General features: G+C 37.2%; 14 protein-coding genes and 1 pseudogene. 7 read left to right on the top strand and 8 right to left on the bottom strand.

Annotated elements, in window-relative coordinates; translation table 11 throughout:
• The first annotated feature begins 112 nt into the window (after positions 1 to 112).
• The gene (gene adk / locus B8W84_RS05830; RefSeq protein WP_094752337.1) at positions 113 to 757 is read left to right on the top strand and encodes an adenylate kinase; all 645 of its coding nucleotides are present in this window, start codon (positions 113 to 115) and stop codon (positions 755 to 757) included.
• Positions 758 to 834: 77 nt separating this feature from the next.
• Here adk and phnX read toward each other — a convergent pair whose 3' ends face one another.
• Together phnX and phnW are read right to left on the bottom strand one after the other, a co-directional pair.
• Positions 835 to 1,683: a phosphonoacetaldehyde hydrolase gene (gene phnX / locus B8W84_RS05825; RefSeq protein ID WP_094752336.1), complete on the bottom strand. Its 849-nt coding sequence runs from the start codon at positions 1,681 to 1,683 to the stop codon at positions 835 to 837.
• A 117-nt stretch (positions 1,684 to 1,800) separates the two neighbouring features.
• Positions 1,801 to 2,894 (bottom strand): annotated as a pseudogene (phnW, locus tag B8W84_RS05820) (2-aminoethylphosphonate--pyruvate transaminase).
• 127 nt (positions 2,895 to 3,021) lie between these two features.
• On the opposite strand from phnW, the gene hemH reads away from it, so the two are divergent.
• Positions 3,022 to 3,981: a ferrochelatase gene (hemH, locus tag B8W84_RS05815; protein WP_094752335.1), complete on the top strand. Its 960-nt coding sequence runs from the start codon at positions 3,022 to 3,024 to the stop codon at positions 3,979 to 3,981.
• Here hemH and B8W84_RS05810 read toward each other — a convergent pair.
• Positions 3,978 to 5,108, bottom strand: coding sequence for a cupin domain-containing protein (locus B8W84_RS05810; RefSeq protein ID WP_094752334.1), 1,131 nt, complete (start codon positions 5,106 to 5,108; stop codon positions 3,978 to 3,980). The two genes, hemH and B8W84_RS05810, sit on opposite strands and share 4 nt — an antisense overlap.
• 112 nt (positions 5,109 to 5,220) lie before the next feature.
• Positions 5,221 to 6,552 (bottom strand): aminotransferase-like domain-containing protein, encoded by a 1,332-nt coding sequence (locus tag B8W84_RS05805; RefSeq protein WP_094752333.1) that lies wholly within the window; start codon positions 6,550 to 6,552, stop codon positions 5,221 to 5,223.
• Positions 6,553 to 6,759: 207 nt separating this feature from the next.
• Between B8W84_RS05805 and B8W84_RS05800 the strand changes: the two genes are divergently transcribed.
• Complete coding sequence (locus B8W84_RS05800) at positions 6,760 to 7,629, top strand: NAD(P)-dependent oxidoreductase (RefSeq protein WP_094752332.1); 870 nt, start codon at positions 6,760 to 6,762, stop codon at positions 7,627 to 7,629.
• A 44-nt stretch (positions 7,630 to 7,673) separates the two neighbouring features.
• Here the strand turns inward: B8W84_RS05800 and purB are convergent, their stop codons facing one another.
• The 4 genes from purB to asnC form a co-directional block, all read right to left on the bottom strand.
• Positions 7,674 to 9,044 carry an adenylosuccinate lyase gene (gene purB / locus B8W84_RS05795; protein ID WP_094752331.1) on the bottom strand — a complete coding sequence of 457 codons (1,371 nt, stop codon included), beginning with the start codon at positions 9,042 to 9,044 and terminating at the stop codon, positions 7,674 to 7,676.
• Positions 9,045 to 9,126: 82 nt separating this feature from the next.
• Positions 9,127 to 9,756: a high frequency lysogenization protein HflD gene (hflD, locus tag B8W84_RS05790; protein ID WP_094752330.1), complete on the bottom strand. Its 630-nt coding sequence runs from the start codon at positions 9,754 to 9,756 to the stop codon at positions 9,127 to 9,129.
• 2 nt (positions 9,757 to 9,758) lie between these two features.
• Positions 9,759 to 10,868 carry a tRNA 2-thiouridine(34) synthase MnmA gene (mnmA, locus tag B8W84_RS05785; RefSeq protein WP_094752329.1) on the bottom strand — a complete coding sequence of 370 codons (1,110 nt, stop codon included), beginning with the start codon at positions 10,866 to 10,868 and terminating at the stop codon, positions 9,759 to 9,761.
• A 146-nt stretch (positions 10,869 to 11,014) separates the two neighbouring features.
• A complete protein-coding gene (asnC, locus tag B8W84_RS05780; RefSeq protein ID WP_094752328.1) occupies positions 11,015 to 11,476 on the bottom strand; it encodes a transcriptional regulator AsnC in 462 nt (153 codons plus the stop codon).
• 160 nt (positions 11,477 to 11,636) lie between these two features.
• Here asnC and asnA point away from each other — a divergent pair, with 160 nt between their 5' ends.
• The 4 genes from asnA to B8W84_RS05760 all read left to right on the top strand — a co-directional run bounded on the left by asnA (position 11,637) and on the right by B8W84_RS05760 (position 16,901).
• Positions 11,637 to 12,638 carry an aspartate--ammonia ligase gene (gene asnA, locus B8W84_RS05775; protein WP_094752327.1) on the top strand — a complete coding sequence of 334 codons (1,002 nt, stop codon included), beginning with the start codon at positions 11,637 to 11,639 and terminating at the stop codon, positions 12,636 to 12,638.
• A 256-nt stretch (positions 12,639 to 12,894) separates the two neighbouring features.
• Positions 12,895 to 15,492, top strand: coding sequence for a bifunctional aconitate hydratase 2/2-methylisocitrate dehydratase (acnB, locus tag B8W84_RS05770; protein ID WP_094752326.1), 2,598 nt, complete (start codon positions 12,895 to 12,897; stop codon positions 15,490 to 15,492).
• Between the two features lie 151 nt (positions 15,493 to 15,643).
• Entirely contained in the window at positions 15,644 to 16,459 is an 816-nt protein-coding gene (locus B8W84_RS05765) for a winged helix-turn-helix domain-containing protein (protein WP_094752325.1), read from the top strand.
• 73 nt (positions 16,460 to 16,532) lie between these two features.
• Positions 16,533 to 16,901 carry a YacL family protein gene (locus tag B8W84_RS05760; protein ID WP_094752324.1) on the top strand — a complete coding sequence of 123 codons (369 nt, stop codon included), beginning with the start codon at positions 16,533 to 16,535 and terminating at the stop codon, positions 16,899 to 16,901.
• The last annotated feature ends 90 nt before the right edge of the window (positions 16,902 to 16,991 follow it).

Below are 16,991 nucleotides of genomic sequence, written 5' to 3'. Positions count from 1 at the left end.
TGATAAAAAAAGGTCAGTTTAATACTGGCCTTTTTTATACTTAAAGTTGAGAAAAATCGTTTAAACGTGTAAATTTCCACTTTCTATTTAAAAAAAACAAAAGGACACAAGCATGCGCATTATTTTATTAGGAGCTCCCGGTGCGGGTAAAGGCACACAAGCCCAATTTATAATGGAAAAATATGCGATTCCACAAATCTCGACGGGAGATATGTTACGCGCAGCAGCTAAAGCCGGTACTGAACTTGGTCTAAAGGCAAAAGAGTTGATGGATACAGGTCAACTTGTTTCTGATGATTTGATAATTGCTTTAGTGAAGGAGCGTATAGCACAAGAAGATTGTGCTAAAGGTTTTTTACTTGATGGTTTTCCTCGGACAATCCCACAAGCAGATGCGATGAAAGACGCAGGAGTCTGTATTGATTTTGTTTTGGAATTTGATGTGCCAGATGAAGAAATTGTGAAAAGAATGGCGGGACGTCGAGTGCATTCAGGCTCTGGTCGCACTTACCATCTTGTTTATAATCCACCTGTCGTCGAAGGTAAGGATGATGTTACAGGTGAATATTTAAGTATTCGTCCCGATGATGAAGAAACGACTGTACGTAAACGCTTAGATATTTATCATTCTTTAACCGAGCCTTTAGTCGCTTATTATCAAAAAGAAGCAGATCAAGGCAAGGGTGCTCATTACAAATTTGATGGCACTAAATCGGTTTCTCTTCTTAGCGCTGAAATAGTTAAAGTTCTTGGCTAAGAAATAATAACCTGAGTCTGTATTTATAAAAGGGTCTATGACCCTTTTATAAATAAGTCATCAAAGAGATAAGATGTTTAAGGGCGTTCACCCGCAATTAATCTTTTCTCAATATCAACCAAAATACCTGGCAAGTCATCAATAGTATCAATCATATAATGTGGATTAGACTTGGTTAATACTAAACGTGCTTTTTGTCGTGCTTTATTTAGTGCTTTATCATCAGCCTCCTTATATTGCTGATAGGTTAGACCTGCTTCATTACCTGAAAGCAATAAAGCAACCGTCCACATTCCCGCATTATTACTTTCGTAGATACCGGGTGTTGAATCATCAACTTTGATACAATGAGCAACGTTACTAACACCTAAATCAATGACATTTTTTAGTGCCATAAAAGGCGCTGGGCGACCTCCATGCGCTAAATCATCCGTGGCGACAATACAGTCAGGCTGATACCCATATTCAGCAGCAGCTTGGCTTAATATATCGATGACTTCACGAGGGTAACCTGTGCATGATCCAATCTTAATACCTTGTACTTTTAAATCATTGATAACATTAAGCGCATTTAAAATTGGTTGTGCATGATCAATCACTTTACTTTTTTGTAATGGAATAAAACGCTGATATATTTGATCAATATTAGCTTTATTCATGGATGTTCCAAATTGAGTTAACCAACGTTGATTAACACTATCTAGTTCTCCAACCGCTTTAATATGGTCCCATTTACCAAGACCCATCGGAACACGCGCTTCGGCAATCGTAATCGTAAAGTCGTATTCTTTTTGGAAGGCTTCAACAAAAATAGTTGTTGGCGCAAACGATCCAAAATCGACGACTGTACCTGCCCAGTCAAAGATAACGGCTTCAACAACTGATTTTTTTTTATCTGTTTCTTTATTTTGTATCTTATTATTCATGATTAAACTCCTGAATTTTTGACTAAAAATTATTGGTGCGACATTTTTCATTTCATATTTTCAAGCCCAATAAAATGGGTAAATGTTCTATGCTATCGGTACAGAGGTAAGTAATGGCTACCAATACATGACACGTTTAACGGCATTAATTAACCGCTCGATATCCTCATGATAAACTTCACCAATATTGCCAATTCTAAAGCAGTCTGCATGGCTTACTTTGCCTGGATAAATAACAAAACCCGCTTCTTTTAATTGTTGATAAAAGCGTTTAAATTGATAGTGGGAGGCTTTTGGCGAATAAAAGGAAGTGATAATTGGGGAGTGAAGATTATCAGGTAACAGGGTTTTAAAACCGAGTTTTCGCATGCCTTTGACTAAAATCTGTTGATTCATCTGGTATCGTTTTTGACGTTCTTCGACACCACCTTCTTGTTCTAATTCTTGTAATGCTTGATAAAAAGCGCGCACGGTATGTGTGGGTGAGGTAAAACGCCATTTTCCAGAATTTTCCTGCATGCACGCCCACTGCGCATATAAATCTAAACTCAGCGATCGCGCTTGACCTTGGCATCGTTGTATTGCGGATTGTTTTGCAACAATAAAAGCAAATCCCGGTACGCCTTGAATACATTTGTTCGCAGAGCTAACCATAAAGTCTATATCTAACGCCCCGATATCCATTTTTATACCACCAAAGCTCGACATTGCATCAATGATAATGATTTGTTATAAGCCTTCGCTATTTTACAAAACTCTATGAGTGGATTTAACATGCCAGTGGTGGTTTCACAGTGCACCATTGCGACATGGGTAATGGTGCTATCAGTACGTAAAATATTTTCAAATTGTTTCAAGTCGACCGGTTGTGTTTCTTTTTGCTGTAGTATGACGCAACTTATTTTTAAATACTGGGCAATTTGATTCATACGCACACCATAAACACCGTTAGCAATCACCAATAATTTGTCGTGTTGATTAAGTGCACTACCAATTGTAGCTTCAATACTTGCAGTCCCTGAACCCTGCATTAACACACCGGTATAATTCTCATGTTGAGTGGCTAACTTGACTAATTTATGGCGTATAACCTCTACAATCCCCTTATTGTATTCTTCATCCCAAGTGCACCAATCTTTTAGCATGGCATGACGTACGGTGTCTGATGTAGATAAAGGACCGGGAGTTAGTAATAAATAATCATTTTTCATATTTATCCTTTTTTGTGTAAAACCGAATTCCTTTTTACTTTAACCATTCATAGAGTGTAACTATTCATTCGTTAATGATGATATTATTGACAGACTTCCCAAATTTTAAATGTAAAAATGGAATAATATGGAAAAAAAATGTGCAGTATTACTTGTGAACTTAGGGACTCCTGAACTGGCAACAAAAAAAAGTGTCCGTAAGTTTTTGACTTCTTTTTTATTAGATAAACGAGTCGTTGATATGTCTCGTTTTTTTTGGCTGCCTATTTTATTTCTCGTTATTTTACCTTTTAGAGTGGGTCGTGTGAGTAAACTATATCAAAAAATATGGGGAAAAGAAGGCTCTCCACTTCGAGTATTAAGTGAGTCTTTAAGTATTAAACTGGATAAAGCATTAAAAAAAGAAGATGTGCAATGCGTATTAGCGATGACTTATGGTTCACCATCTATTGCAAGTGTGTTACAAAATCTGGCAGATAGTGGCATCACTCAATTAACTATTATTCCTCTTTTTCCTCAATACTCTGTGTCGACAACCGCTCCTATTTTTGATCAAGTTGCACTCTTTATTAAAAAGCAAAGTTATTTCCCTGAAATAATATTTAAAAACAACTATCACGACAACCCCTTGTATATCAGTGCGCTATGCAAATCTATCGAAGCGCATTGGCTCATTCATGGGCGAGCTAAAAAATTAATTTTTTCATTTCATGGCATCCCCCAACGCTATGTGGATAAAGGTGATCCTTATCAACACCAGTGTGAAGCAAGTGTGGCACTTGTGGTAAATAAGTTAGGCTTAAAGCCGAGTGAATATTTGTTGGGTTATCAGTCTCGTATGGGGAGAGAGGTATGGTTGATGCCATATATTGATCAGAAATTAATTGAGCTGGCAAAAACAGGTTGTGATAGTGTTGATATCATTTGTCCTGCCTTTGCAACGGATTGTCTAGAGACACTAGAAGAGATGGCGATACAAAACAAAAAATTATTTTTAGATGCCGGCGGTAAAGAGTTTCATTATATCGCGTGCCTAAATGATAGCCGTAGCCAGATTAAATTACTGGCTACATTGGCTTTAAATTAAACGGTGTACCAGTAGCCGCTATTAACAAGATAAGTGAAAAAGATAAGTGCATTTTCATTTTCACTTAACAGCTCAATCAATTCACTACCGACTTCATCTTGATCGCACAATTGATGACCGAGTGTATTAAATTCCTCACAATTATATTGTGTGCCGTTTATGTAAACAAAATCAGGATCTTGTTCAAAGTAAATCGCTCGTAAGCCACCTAAGCGTGTAAATTGAGCCCCTTCATTAAATTGTTCTAATATCTGAGTATTTGAATGTTCTACAGAGCAGATAGCGATATCTAGATCATGAACACTTTCACTGAGCATTTTACCAAGCCAAGGCATGAGTTGCTCTGGCGTTTTGCAACTTTTTAGCATAATTTCATGTAAATTTGTAAGCTCTTGTCTTTCTATTTTGCCTGGTTTTTCACGATGTTGCATCTCTTTATCAATATAGCGAACACAGGTCTCTTGCTCGTCAAGACAATGATCGGTAAAGCTACTGAGTAGATCATTTTGATCAGGAGCTCGAAAGCCAACACTGTAATTTATAGAAGGCTCTATAGCATAACCTTCGTGAGGAAATCCAACGGGAATATATAAAATATCGCCGGGTTCAAGTTCTACATCGAGGATAGCAGAGAAGGCTTCACAATGTTTTAATGCACTATGAGCGGTAAATTCTTTCAGTTTATTTTTAGCTCCCACTCGCCAATGACGTTTACCTAGGCCTTGAATAATAAAAACATCATAATTATCGATATGAGGTCCCACACCGCCATTTTTTGTAGAATAGCTGATCATTAAGTCATCAAGACGCCAATTAGGGAGAAATCGAAAAGGGCGAATTAATTGTTGTGCGTCTGAGTGCCAATGATCCACTGCTTGTATTAGTAATGACGTCGCATCTTCTTCGAGTTTTTCAAAGGAGCTAAAGGGGCCATGTTCTGCTTGCCACTTACCTTGCTTATCACGATAAACAAGACGACTTTCAATCTCTTCTTCCATGGCAAGACCAGCTATCTCATCGGGCATAATGGGATCTTGAAAGTCAAGGAAACCTTGTTTGATTAAAAGGGGCTTTTTTTGCCAATAAATGTCTAGGAAATGATTGATATCTAAATTGAGCTCGAACATAAAGCCTCTGTAAATATAAAAATAAAAGAAGAGAAAGAGTATAACCTTATGTGCCTTTAAGATGCAAAAACACTATGAAATTATATGTATTGTTAATAGATAAAGTAGACGTTTAAGTTAACGGTGGATTGTCTAATATTTTTTTGAGAGCATAAATACCTTGCTGAAATTGCATTTCATTATCTATACCCATTAGTGCTAGACGAATGTATTGAGAGTGTTGCTGATGGGCGCTAAAGTGATCCCCGCTACTGACTAATATATTTTTTTTATTAGCTTGTAAAATAAATTTTGCAGCGCTCCATTTTCGAGGTAATTTAAGCCATAAGTGAAAAGCGGTTGTGTTTTCCTGCAAATTTAAAGAAAAGATACGTCGCGTAAAAAGTTGGCGTGAATGTGCAATGTCACGTTGTTTTTCTGCCATTTCAAACGCTTCTCCAGAATAAATTAAAGCGCTAAAAATAGAGAAATTTAGCGGAGATGCTTGCCAGATGGAGGATCGTATAGCTGCGTAAACTTTTTGTAATTGTTGTGTTGGGACTTTAATAAAAGCACACCGCAGCGCGGGGCTAATAGCTTTTGATATACCGGAAAGATAAAAGCTTTGTTGTGGAATTGAATTGCTAATTGCTCCTATATAGCGGGTATTTAAAAAACCATAAATATCGTCTTCAATTAAAAATGTTTGACTATTTTTTATTACTTTTGCTATTTCTAGGCGTCGCTTATTAGGCATTGTAAATGCGGTGGGGTTGTGTTGAGAGGGTACAATAATAACTAATTTCGGTTGATGTTTGATAAGTACTGAACGTAGTGCTTCAGGGAGCATTCCCTTTTCATCACCGCTAACTTCAATAACATTTAATTTATGTAAGTACGCAATAGAGAGAATGCCAGGGTAAGTTAAAGATTCAATTGCAATGCAATCACCGGCTTGGGTATATGTCCTAATTAAAATGTCGAGGGCATTTTGCACGCCGGATGTTAATAATATTTGCTCTGCACTTGCTCCTTTTAAAGCATATTTTTGTGCCCATAATAAAGCGGCTTGACGATGCGAGCTTGTGCCAGTATCTGCACTGTAGGAGAGTGCTTCAGCAGTCAAAGATGCAAAAACCTTTTGGCTTGCCTCGCTTATTTTTTGCACATTATAAGCAAGACAGGGTTGAATGATTGAAAAGTTAAACTGAGTTTTTTGTTGATCTGCTTGAATTACGACTTCAAATTTAGTGGCGCTACAAACAAAAGTTCCCCGACCAACAAAGGATTCAACTTGTTGACGTTCAGCTAAGCATTTATAAGCTTTAGCGATGGTAACTGGCGTGCTTGAAAACTCACGAGCCAAGGCTCGATGGGTTGGTAATCTAGTCGTTTCTGCATAAAATCCAGATTGGATCCGCTCTTCAATAATGGAAGCGATTTGTTTGAATTTCATGACACTCATTTAAGAATCCTCAATAGAGCATAACTATCCTACGGCAGGTGCAAGTCAGGCATATATATTATTGCTGACTTTAGGTTGCAAGTATATACATTTATAGGCGAATAAAATTGACATATGTCAATTCATATATTAAGCTTTTTTTGCTCGTTTAATTTTGATTTGACAACTTTAAAATCTAAAATAATTCCAATCGTTTAGGGGACAAAAATGCAAGCAGTAAAAGTAAGTTTTATAGGGCTTGGTGTCATGGGCTATCCCATGGCGAGTTACTTACAAAAGGCCGGCTATGAGACGACAGTATTTAATCGAACAACTGAAAAAGCCAAGCAGTGGGCAGAGAAAAATAAAGCAACGTATGCATTAACGCCTAAAGAAGCCGCAAAAAATGCACAGATTGTTTTTGTTTGCGTCGGTAATGATGAGGATGTACGCAGTGTATTGTATGGTGAGGATGGGGTTTTAGCGGGACTAAAAGAAAATACAATTTTAGTTGATCATACAACCACCTCGGCAAGTTTAGCCGAAGAGATAGCTGAAAAATGTAAACCTTTGAATATTGATTTTATTGATGCGCCAATATCGGGTGGACAGGTGGGCGCAGAATTGGGTAAGTTGACGATTATGTGTGGTGGTAAGGCTAATGTTTTTGAAAAATTACAACCCTTTCTAAATTGCTATGCGAAACAAACGACATTATTGGGTAAAAATGGGCAAGGCCAAAGATGTAAAATGGTCAATCAAATATGTATTGCGGGTATATTAAATGGCCTGAGTGAAGCTATTTCACTTGCTAAAAAAGTAGATCTGGATATTAATTTGGTGAGTGATACATTAAAATATGGTGCTGCTGGATCTTGGCAACTAGAAAATAGGGCGGTTTCTATGCAAGCTGGTGATTTTGATTTTGGTTTTGCTATTGACTGGATGATCAAAGATTTAGGCTTTTGTTTAGATGAAGCAAAAAAACATGATTTAGCTTTGCCGATGACCGATGAAGTTATTAAAAATTATAAAGCATTGAGTGCAGACGGACTAGGTAGAATGGACACATCTGCATTAATAAAATATCAACGCTGATGTGGAGAATGGAGCATCAGAATAAAGCTGTGCTCCATTATTTTTTACGCCATCTTTTCAACGAGATCAATTGCTTGACCAATGTAGTTGGCTGGGGTCATTGCTTTAAGTTGTGCCTTGACAGTATCGCTTAATGCAAGTGTATCAATAAATTGACTCATTGCAGGACCATCAACTCGTTTACCACGGGTTAATTCTTTTAATTTTTCATAAGGTTTTTCAATACCATAACGGCGCATAACCGTTTGGATAGGCTCAGCTAATACTTCCCAATTGGCATCGAGATCTTTGCGCATATTTTCTTCATTAGGTTGTAATTTACTGATCCCTTTTAAGCTAGATTCATATGCTATTACAGAGTAACCGATAGCGACGCCTAAATTACGTAAGACAGTAGAATCTGTTAAGTCACGTTGCCAGCGAGAGATAGGTAATTTTGAGCCTAAATGTGCGAATAAAGCATTGGCTAAACCTAAATTTCCTTCTGAGTTTTCAAAGTCAATAGGGTTGACTTTGTGGGGCATCGTAGACGAGCCAATTTCACCCGCAATTGTTTTTTGTTTAAAATGACCCAGACAAATATATCCCCAAATATCACGATCAAAATCTAATAATATAGTATTAAAACGTGCGATTGCATCAAATAACTCAGCGATATAATCATGAGGTTCAATTTGTGTTGTATAAGGGTTAAACGTTACACCTAGGCTAGTTACAAATTGCTCTGCAAATGTTTGCCAATCGATATCTGGATAAGCACTAACATGTGCATTATAGTTACCAACCGCACCATTTATTTTTCCTAGCATCTGTGTGCTTTCAATTTGTTTTATTTGACGTTGTAAACGAGCGACAACGTTTGCCATTTCTTTTCCCATTGTAGTGGGAGATGCTGGCTGACCATGAGTTCGGGACATCATTGGCATAGATTTATACTCAATGGCTTTGTCTCTTATCGCGTTAATAATACGTGTACAATACGGTAATATAACTTCTTTTTTTGCGCAACTTAACATTAAAGCATGTGATAGATTATTAATATCTTCAGAAGTACAGGCAAAATGAATAAACTCATTGATGGCATGTAATTCTTTGTTGTCTGCGACTTTTTCTTTTAAAAAATATTCAACGGCTTTGACATCATGATTTGTGGTGGCTTCAATATCTTTAATTCGTTGTGCATCTGCTTCAGAAAACTGGCTAATGATAGCGTTAAGTTCGGCATTTGCTTGCGCAGAGAAAGCGGGAACTTCTACGATAGCCTCTGTTTGTGCAAGTTTTTGTAACCAACGAACTTCAACTTGTACCCGATATTTGATTAAACCAAATTCACTAAATATCTGGCGTAAAATTGCAGTTTTACTACCGTAACGGCCATCAACGGGTGATACGGCAGTTAGTCCTGAAAGTTCCATTTGTTGCTCCTAAAAAGGTAGGTTGTTTAAATAGTTATCTATCGATATGAATTTGTTTTTGACGATTTAAGTCTATGTATATTTAAATTCGGCGTAAATTTTGCTCTATTTGCTGTAAAATCACTTTGCGTGAAAAGAGTAATTGACGACGTTGCCCACCAATTTGTCGCCATAGCACAGCAGCTCTTACGCCCGCTAAGAGTAAAGCGCGAATTTTATGTTGTGTTCTCTCTTGCTGTAAGCAAGCTGGGTTACCATTAACTTGTATTTTAGGACCGAGATCACTGATCAAATCTTTATAAATTAAATTTAGGTTACTTAGAATAAGATCATCGTCAATATTAGCATGTGCTAATTGATGTTGTACTTGATTGATCCTTTCACCTAATTGAGCGCAAACAGTTTGATCTTGAGTTAGTTTTTTTTCAAGCGCAAGCATGCCGATAATATATTTAGTCACCTGCATATTACGGCCTTGATTATTACCATTGAGTTGAGATTGCATGCTTTTAAAGCCTATTTCAAGACCGCTATAACCTCCAAAAACATCTAAAGGTGAGTCACTGTCTACACGCATAATTGACAGAAGGGATGTTTCAAAAGCCTTTAAATTAGGAACATTACCAGTACAAGCTAATTTATCAACTTGATAAGCAGCTTGGCACATTGCGGCAAAAGCAATACAACGTGAGGGGAGATCATGATAAGACATAATTAAATTTTCTCTTGTAAGTGTTGTTTGATAATTGCGCCACCTAAGCAAACTTCTTGCATATAAAATACGGCGGATTGCCCTGGCGTAACAGCGCTTTGCGGTGTATCAAAAATGACTTTTAATGTATCGTCGTCAATAGGAGTAACGGTACAAGGAATATCTTGTTGGCGATAACGAGTTTTTACTGTACAGGTAAAAGTTTCTTTTCTGATGCATCTATCGACCCAATCGCATTTTGTGGCGATTAAACCGTACGAGATCAGAGCCGGATTATTTGCACCTTGTGCAACTAAAAGTCGATTGTTTTTCATGTCTTTACCGACTACATACCAAGGATCTTCATTCGAATCTTGACGGCCACCAATACCGAGTCCTTTTCGTTGACCTAACGTGTGGTACATTAAACCTTGGTGTTGACCAATGGTTTTTCCTGTTGGTGTGACAATATCGCCTGGTTGGGCAGGGAGGTATTCTTGTAAGAAGTCAGTAAATTTACGCTCGCCAATAAAACAGATACCCGTGCTGTCTTTTTTATTAGCGGTGATAAGATCTTGCTCTTGAGCAATGCGTCTTACTTCTGGCTTTTCTAATTCACCGACTGGAAAGAGTGTTTGTGCGATTTGTTTTTCACCCACGGCATATAAAAAATAACTTTGATCTTTATTTTGATCTAAGCCTCGTAGTAGTTGCACATGTCCATTGACTTCTCGACGGCGTACATAATGACCTGTTGCAATAAAATCTGCACCTAAATCTTCTGCTGCAAACTCTAAGAAAGCTTTAAATTTTATTTCTTTATTACACATAATATCAGGATTGGGTGTTCGTCCTGCTTTATATTCAGCAAGGAAATGTTCAAAAACATTATCCCAATATTCTGCCGAAAAATTAACCGTATGTAATTTAATGCCTAATTTATCACAAACAGCTTGCGCATCATGAAGATCTTGAGCCGCAGCGCAATACTCACTGCTATCGTCTTCTTCCCAATTCTTCATAAATAGCCCTTCAACTTGGTATCCTTGTTGCAATAATAGATACGCAGATACAGATGAATCGACACCGCCGGACATACCGACGATTACTTTAATTTGGCTATTGTCTGTCATAAAACTTTCTCCTACTAATTTGGTGTGTGATTTTAGCAGAAAGTAAACAATAAAACAGTGCAACATCAGTAACAGTGGTAATGTTTTGTGCATAATATGGGCACTAAAAAAAAAATACTTTGTTTTTTATCTTTAAGTGCTAAATGTTATGGTAAGACATCTCGTTTTATTGGATTATGTAAGGATATTAATGTTTCGGTGGATTGAATTTCATCAATGGCTTGCACTTTATTAATTAATGTCATTTGTAAGTGTTCAATGGAACGCGTCATTAATTTTATAAAAATACTGTAATTTCCCGTGGTGTAATAAGCTTCAACAACCTCTTCGAGTTTTTCTAATTTTTTAATTGTTGCGGGGTAATCCTTTGCATTTTTAAGATTAATTCCAATAAAACAGCAAACATGATAACCAAGTGCTTTTTCATTAAGAACAACTTTTGTTTTTTCTATGATCCCTGCCAGTTTCATTTTTTCGATACGTACGTGGATAGTTCCTGCGCTGACTAAAAATTTTTTAGCTAATTCAGCGTAAGCAATGCGCGCATTATCTGCTAGTGCATGCAAAATTCGTTTATCTAGATTATCGATTTCATAATGACTTCCCATATAACACCTTTCGTTTTAAAGAATCCTTGGTAAATGTAACATATAATTAATGAATCGTAGTGCTTTAAAGTGTTTTTAGTGTTACATGTTGACAATATCGCGCGTTTTTATGAGTATTGTTTGGCGATGATTTTTTTAAGTATAAAGTAGAGGGTATTATATGAGCACACAATATATTCAAACACAGCAACAAATTAGTAAGGTAAAACACATATTTTCAATGCAATTGGAAAATGAATTAGGCTTTATTGAAGTGCAAGCACCTATTTTGGCAAAAGTGGGCGATGGTGTCCAAGATAGTTTAAGTGGCATTGAAAAAGCAGTTAGCGTAAAAGTGAGCTCTCTACCTGTATCAGATCAAAATTTTGAAGTTGTACATTCTCTGGCTAAATGGAAGCGAAAAACTCTTGCTTTACATGAATTTAAAATTGGACAAGGCTTATATACACACATGAAAGCCTTGCGCCCAGATGAAGAAACATTAAGTCCGATTCATTCTGTTTATGTTGATCAATGGGATTGGGAGATGGTTATTTCTGAGAAAGCGGATAGGTCGATTAAATTTTTAAAAATAATTGTAAATAATTTATATAAAGCAATAAAAAACACAGAATATTGCTTGCAAGAACTTTATGCATTAACACCTTTTCTACCAGAGAACATAACGTTTATATACTCGCAAGATTTACTCGAAAAGTACCCAGACCTAGATGCGAAAGATCGAGAACGTGAAGCGGTAAAAGAGCATGGTGCTGTTTTTTTGATTGGTATTGGTGGTCGATTATCTAATGGGGAATGTCATGATGTACGCGCCCCTGATTATGATGATTGGTCAACGCCAACAGAGAATAAATATAAGGGTTTAAACGGTGATATTTTAGTTTGGAATCCTATTTTAAAAGATGTTTTTGAGCTCTCATCGATGGGTATTCGTGTTAATCCTGACGCTTTAAAAAAACAACTGGAGATTGTTGGTGATAGCGCGCGTCTAGAGATGCCTTGGCATAAAATGCTGATAGAGTCTAAATTTCCACAAACAATAGGCGGGGGGATAGGTCAATCTCGTTTAGCGATGTTATTGTTACAAAAAGAACATATTGGGCAGGTGCAAGTGGGCGTTTGGCCAGAAAGTTTAAATAAAAGTGTATCGGCTATTCTTTGATCGTCATAAATAAAAGAAATAAGAAGGGAGATTGACTCTCTTTTTATCTGCTTTTTACCCACTGTTTTATTATCAATGAGTACATATTTGGAAATGTTATTTATAAATATTGAACCTTGTTAACAATTTCTTAACAAAATATTTAGGAATAAAGCACTTGTATTTTATTTATCAGAATGATGATATATACTTTCTTTGAATTAAAAATATTATAATCAAAGTGGATATCTTTCACTTAAAAAAGAGGTGATTTATTGTGCTAGAAGCTTATCGTAAACACGTCGCCGAGCGCGCTAACTTAGGTATTGTTCCCCAACCTTTAGATGCAGAACAAACTGCTATTCTTGTTGAATTGTTAAAAGCCCCCCCACAAGGTGAGGAAGCCTTCTTAATTGATTTGCTAGAAAATCGTATTCCACCGGGTGTTGATGAAGGTGCGTATGTTAAAGCGAGTTTTTTATCTGCACTTGCAGCCAAAGAGGTTGTTTCTCCCATTGTTTCTCCCGAGCATGCGCTTAAATTACTCGGTACGATGCAAGGTGGTTATAATATTGAGGCTTTAATTAAACAACTAGAAGATGAGACACTAGCACCACTTTCTGTACATGCTCTAACGCATACCTTACTTATGTTTGATGCTTTTTATGACGTAGAAGAAAAAGCCAAAGCGGGAAATATATTCGCACAACAAGTGATGCAAGCTTGGGCCGATGCCCTTTGGTTTACAACGAAACCTATCGTATCAGAAAAAATAACCATGACTGTATTTAAGGTGACTGGCGAAACCAATACCGATGACTTATCACCGGCTCCGGATGCTTGGTCTCGTCCAGATATACCATTACATGCACTCTCAATGTTAAAAATTTCACGTCCAGGTATCCATCCTGATGAAGAAGGGGTCTTAGGGCCAATTCAACAAATAAAAGCATTAAAGAAGAAAGGTCACAAATTAGTTTATGTTGGTGACGTAGTTGGTACAGGATCTTCGCGGAAATCGGCAACTAATTCTGTTTTATGGTTTATGGGGGACGATATACCTTATGTGCCCAATAAACGTTCTGGAGGTGTTTGTATAGGTAATAAAATTGCACCTATTTTCTTTAATACAATGGAAGATTCGGGTGCCTTACCGATTGAAATGGATGTAAGTGCATTAAATATGGGTGATGTTATTGATATATATCCTTATTTGGGTGTTGTTAAAAAACATGATACAGATGTTGAACTTTCTACTTTCACATTAAAAACTAATATTATTTTAGATGAAGTTCGTGCTGGTGGGCGTATTCCGTTAATCATAGGGCGTGGACTAACTGAGCGCGCAAGAAAATCTCTCGGACTTGCAACGTCAGATGTTTTTGCATTACCTAAACCGGAGAAAGAGTTTAACCACGGTTACACTCTGGCACAAAAAATAGTCGGCAAAGCTTGTGCAACGCAGGGTGTGCGACCTGGACAGTATTGTGAACCTAAAATGACAACGGTTGGCTCTCAAGATACGACAGGCCCTATGACCCGTGATGAATTAAAAGATTTAGCTTGTTTAGGATTTTCAGCGGATCTTGTTATGCAATCTTTTTGTCATACGGGAGCTTACCCTAAGCCCATTGATGTGATCACACATCACACGTTACCAGACTTTATGATGGATAGAGGAGGCGTCTCGTTACGTCCTGGAGATGGGATCATTCATTCTTGGTTAAATCGTATGTTATTGCCTGATACCGTGGGTACAGGTGGAGATTCGCATACACGCTTTCCTATTGGTATATCATTTCCTGCAGGTTCAGGTCTTGTTGCTTTTGCAGCTGCAACGGGTGTGATGCCATTGGATATGCCCGAATCTGTATTAGTGCGATTTAAAGGGAAATTGCAACCAGGCATAACTCTTCGTGATTTGGTTAATGCAATTCCATTGCGTGCAATTGAGGAGGGTCTTTTAACCGTTGCAAAAGAAGGTAAAATAAATGTTTTTTCGGGGCGTATTTTAGAAATTGAAGGGTTAGGGCAGTTAAAAGTGGAGCAAGCTTTTGAGCTGTCAGATGCTTCGGCGGAGCGTAGTGCAGCAGGGTGCTCAATTAAACTTGATAAAGAGCCAATTATTGAATATTTACATTCAAATATTGTTATGCTGAAATGGATGATAGCGGAAGATTATGGTGATGTGCGGACAATATCGCGCCGTATTGAAGAAATGCAAGTATGGGTGGACTCACCTCAATTAATGCAAGCGGATAAAGATGCACAATATGTGGCTATCATCGATATTGATTTAAATAAAATAAAAGAGCCAATCGTTGCATGCCCGAATGATCCTGATGATGTAAAATTGTTATCGGATGTAGCAGGGCAAAAAATAGATGAAGTTTTCTTAGGCTCATGCATGACAAATATTGGTCATTTCCGTGCGGCGGGTAAATTACTCGATAATTTTAAGGGGCAATTACCTACCCGATTATGGATAGCTCCTCCAACAAAAATGGATGCGGCTCAGCTTTCTGATGAAGGTTATTATAGTATTTTTGGACGAGTGGGCGCTCGTACGGAAATGCCTGGATGTTCTTTATGTATGGGTAATCAAGCCCGAGTGGGGGATAATACCACGGTATTTTCGACTTCAACACGTAATTTCCCCAATCGTTTAGGTAATAATGCCAATGTATATTTAGGCTCTGCTGAATTAGCTGCGGTTGCGGCGATTGAAGGTAAATTGCCCACGGTTGAAAAATATATGCAATATGCGAAGCAGTTAGATGCGACCGCCGCGGATACTTATCGTTATTTAAATTTTGACAAACTGAAACGTTATACTGACAAAGTGGGGGCATACATACCAATAAAAGAGGCCTGAAGGTATATTGACTAATCCCCTGATTTTGTGTATGTGACTTAATTTTTATTAAAACCTATTGTTGTCTAAACAATCCATGTAGTGTTAAAAATTAAGTAGTATTAATAATAATAACTAGTGTTAATAATAATAAATTGAAATGGGTACTATTATGTTAGAAAAAAGTTTAGTTGTGGGCGAGTACCACATTGACACAAGTCAAAACAGTTTAGTTCATGGAAGTCGTAAGGTTTATCTAGGGCCATTACGTACTTCTTTACTACATTTTTTATGTAAAAATGTAAATACGGTCGTCACTCGTGAAGATTTGGCGCAGCATGTTTGGGGGCGTTTAGTCACTGACCACACCATTAACCAACATATCTCTCAGCTACGTAAAAGCATCGGCACTTTAAGTTTACACGGCTTAAATATTTCGACTATCCCTAAACGTGGCTATATTGCGCGTATGGAAGGCGTTGGTATTTCTGAAAATAATATTGCACCGATAACTCAGCTAGAAGGCTCCGCTAACGCGATTAATGCGATGAAAGTTCTAGTGGTTGAGGGTGTTGCTGCGGATAGAATTCAGCTTATTGAGCAACTAGAAAGCCTTGATATTTCTTATGTTGAAGGTGTTGCGACAACGATTGAAGCGGAACGCTCAGTGGCATTGCAAGATTTTGATTTGCTAATTATTGATACCTTACTTCCAGAAGGTACAGGAATTAAACTTATTAAACGTATTCGTACCGGACAAACGTCTGCCTCTGCTGATATTAGCATTTTAAGTACTCACTTTGATGTACAACGTGAATTATTAGGCCTTAATAGTTTATTAGATGTACAAGGTCTATTATTGAAGCCTTTTGAAACAACGCGTCTAAAACAAATGCTAATGGTGGCCAATAAATCTAATGTGATTTTAAAACCACAGGCAGCTTATGAGCTTGTACCTACGAATGTACTTGATAACTCGTTAACGTAATGATTTTGTTTAAAAATTTAATGTATATGTGCGTGCATGTATACCTTTTATTGCTATATAGGGTTACACGAGCGTGGAATTTGATTTTAGAAAAGATTTGGTTACGCAAAAAGTAGATGTGAAAATATCAATGGGTCATGAAGCTTTTGCAACATGGCTAGAGATGGAAGGGCAATCGTTAGCTTGGGTGCAGTCTTTGCTCTTGGTTGTCGCTCAATGTCAGAAACATCAACGCACCGAATTTAAATTGATTGGTAGTGAATTCACTTTGCAGCTGACCCCAGAAGAAGCATTAATAACGAATAATCGATTACTTGAAAATGAGGAGGTTCCTACCTTTGAAGAGGAATTTTCATTTTATAATTTAGAGATTGAAGCTGGTTGTGGTTTAGAAGATTTTTTGAATTTATTAAACTCTTGGCGTGAATTTATAGAAGAGTGAATCTGCACAGGTATTATTATTTAATGTGATTTATCGTATTTATTCTGAGTATTAGAAAGGGCCTTGAATTGCTATTCGGCCCTTTATTTT

It is taken from the genome of Psychromonas sp. CD1, from assembly GCF_002239585.1.
GTDB lineage: Bacteria > Pseudomonadota > Gammaproteobacteria > Enterobacterales > Psychromonadaceae > Psychromonas.
The sequence above is the reverse complement of the archived record's forward strand: the minus strand, read 5'-3'. Positions and strand labels throughout refer to the sequence as shown.

What these genes read in the sequence shown, in the direction of transcription:
- adk (WP_094752337.1), top strand. Translation starts at nt 113, where the DNA reads ATGCGCATTATTTTATTAGGAGCTCCCGGTGCGGGTAAAGGCACACAA.
- phnX (WP_094752336.1), bottom strand. Translation starts at nt 1,683, where the DNA reads ATGAATAATAAGATACAAAATAAAGAAACAGATAAAAAAAAATCAGTT.
- hemH (WP_094752335.1), top strand. Translation starts at nt 3,022, where the DNA reads ATGGAAAAAAAATGTGCAGTATTACTTGTGAACTTAGGGACTCCTGAA.
- B8W84_RS05810 (WP_094752334.1), bottom strand. Translation starts at nt 5,108, where the DNA reads ATGTTCGAGCTCAATTTAGATATCAATCATTTCCTAGACATTTATTGG.
- B8W84_RS05805 (WP_094752333.1), bottom strand. Translation starts at nt 6,552, where the DNA reads ATGAGTGTCATGAAATTCAAACAAATCGCTTCCATTATTGAAGAGCGG.
- B8W84_RS05800 (WP_094752332.1), top strand. Translation starts at nt 6,760, where the DNA reads ATGCAAGCAGTAAAAGTAAGTTTTATAGGGCTTGGTGTCATGGGCTAT.
- purB (WP_094752331.1), bottom strand. Translation starts at nt 9,044, where the DNA reads ATGGAACTTTCAGGACTAACTGCCGTATCACCCGTTGATGGCCGTTAC.
- hflD (WP_094752330.1), bottom strand. Translation starts at nt 9,756, where the DNA reads ATGTCTTATCATGATCTCCCCTCACGTTGTATTGCTTTTGCCGCAATG.
- mnmA (WP_094752329.1), bottom strand. Translation starts at nt 10,868, where the DNA reads ATGACAGACAATAGCCAAATTAAAGTAATCGTCGGTATGTCCGGCGGT.
- asnC (WP_094752328.1), bottom strand. Translation starts at nt 11,476, where the DNA reads ATGGGAAGTCATTATGAAATCGATAATCTAGATAAACGAATTTTGCAT.
- asnA (WP_094752327.1), top strand. Translation starts at nt 11,637, where the DNA reads ATGAGCACACAATATATTCAAACACAGCAACAAATTAGTAAGGTAAAA.
- B8W84_RS05765 (WP_094752325.1), top strand. Translation starts at nt 15,644, where the DNA reads ATGTTAGAAAAAAGTTTAGTTGTGGGCGAGTACCACATTGACACAAGT.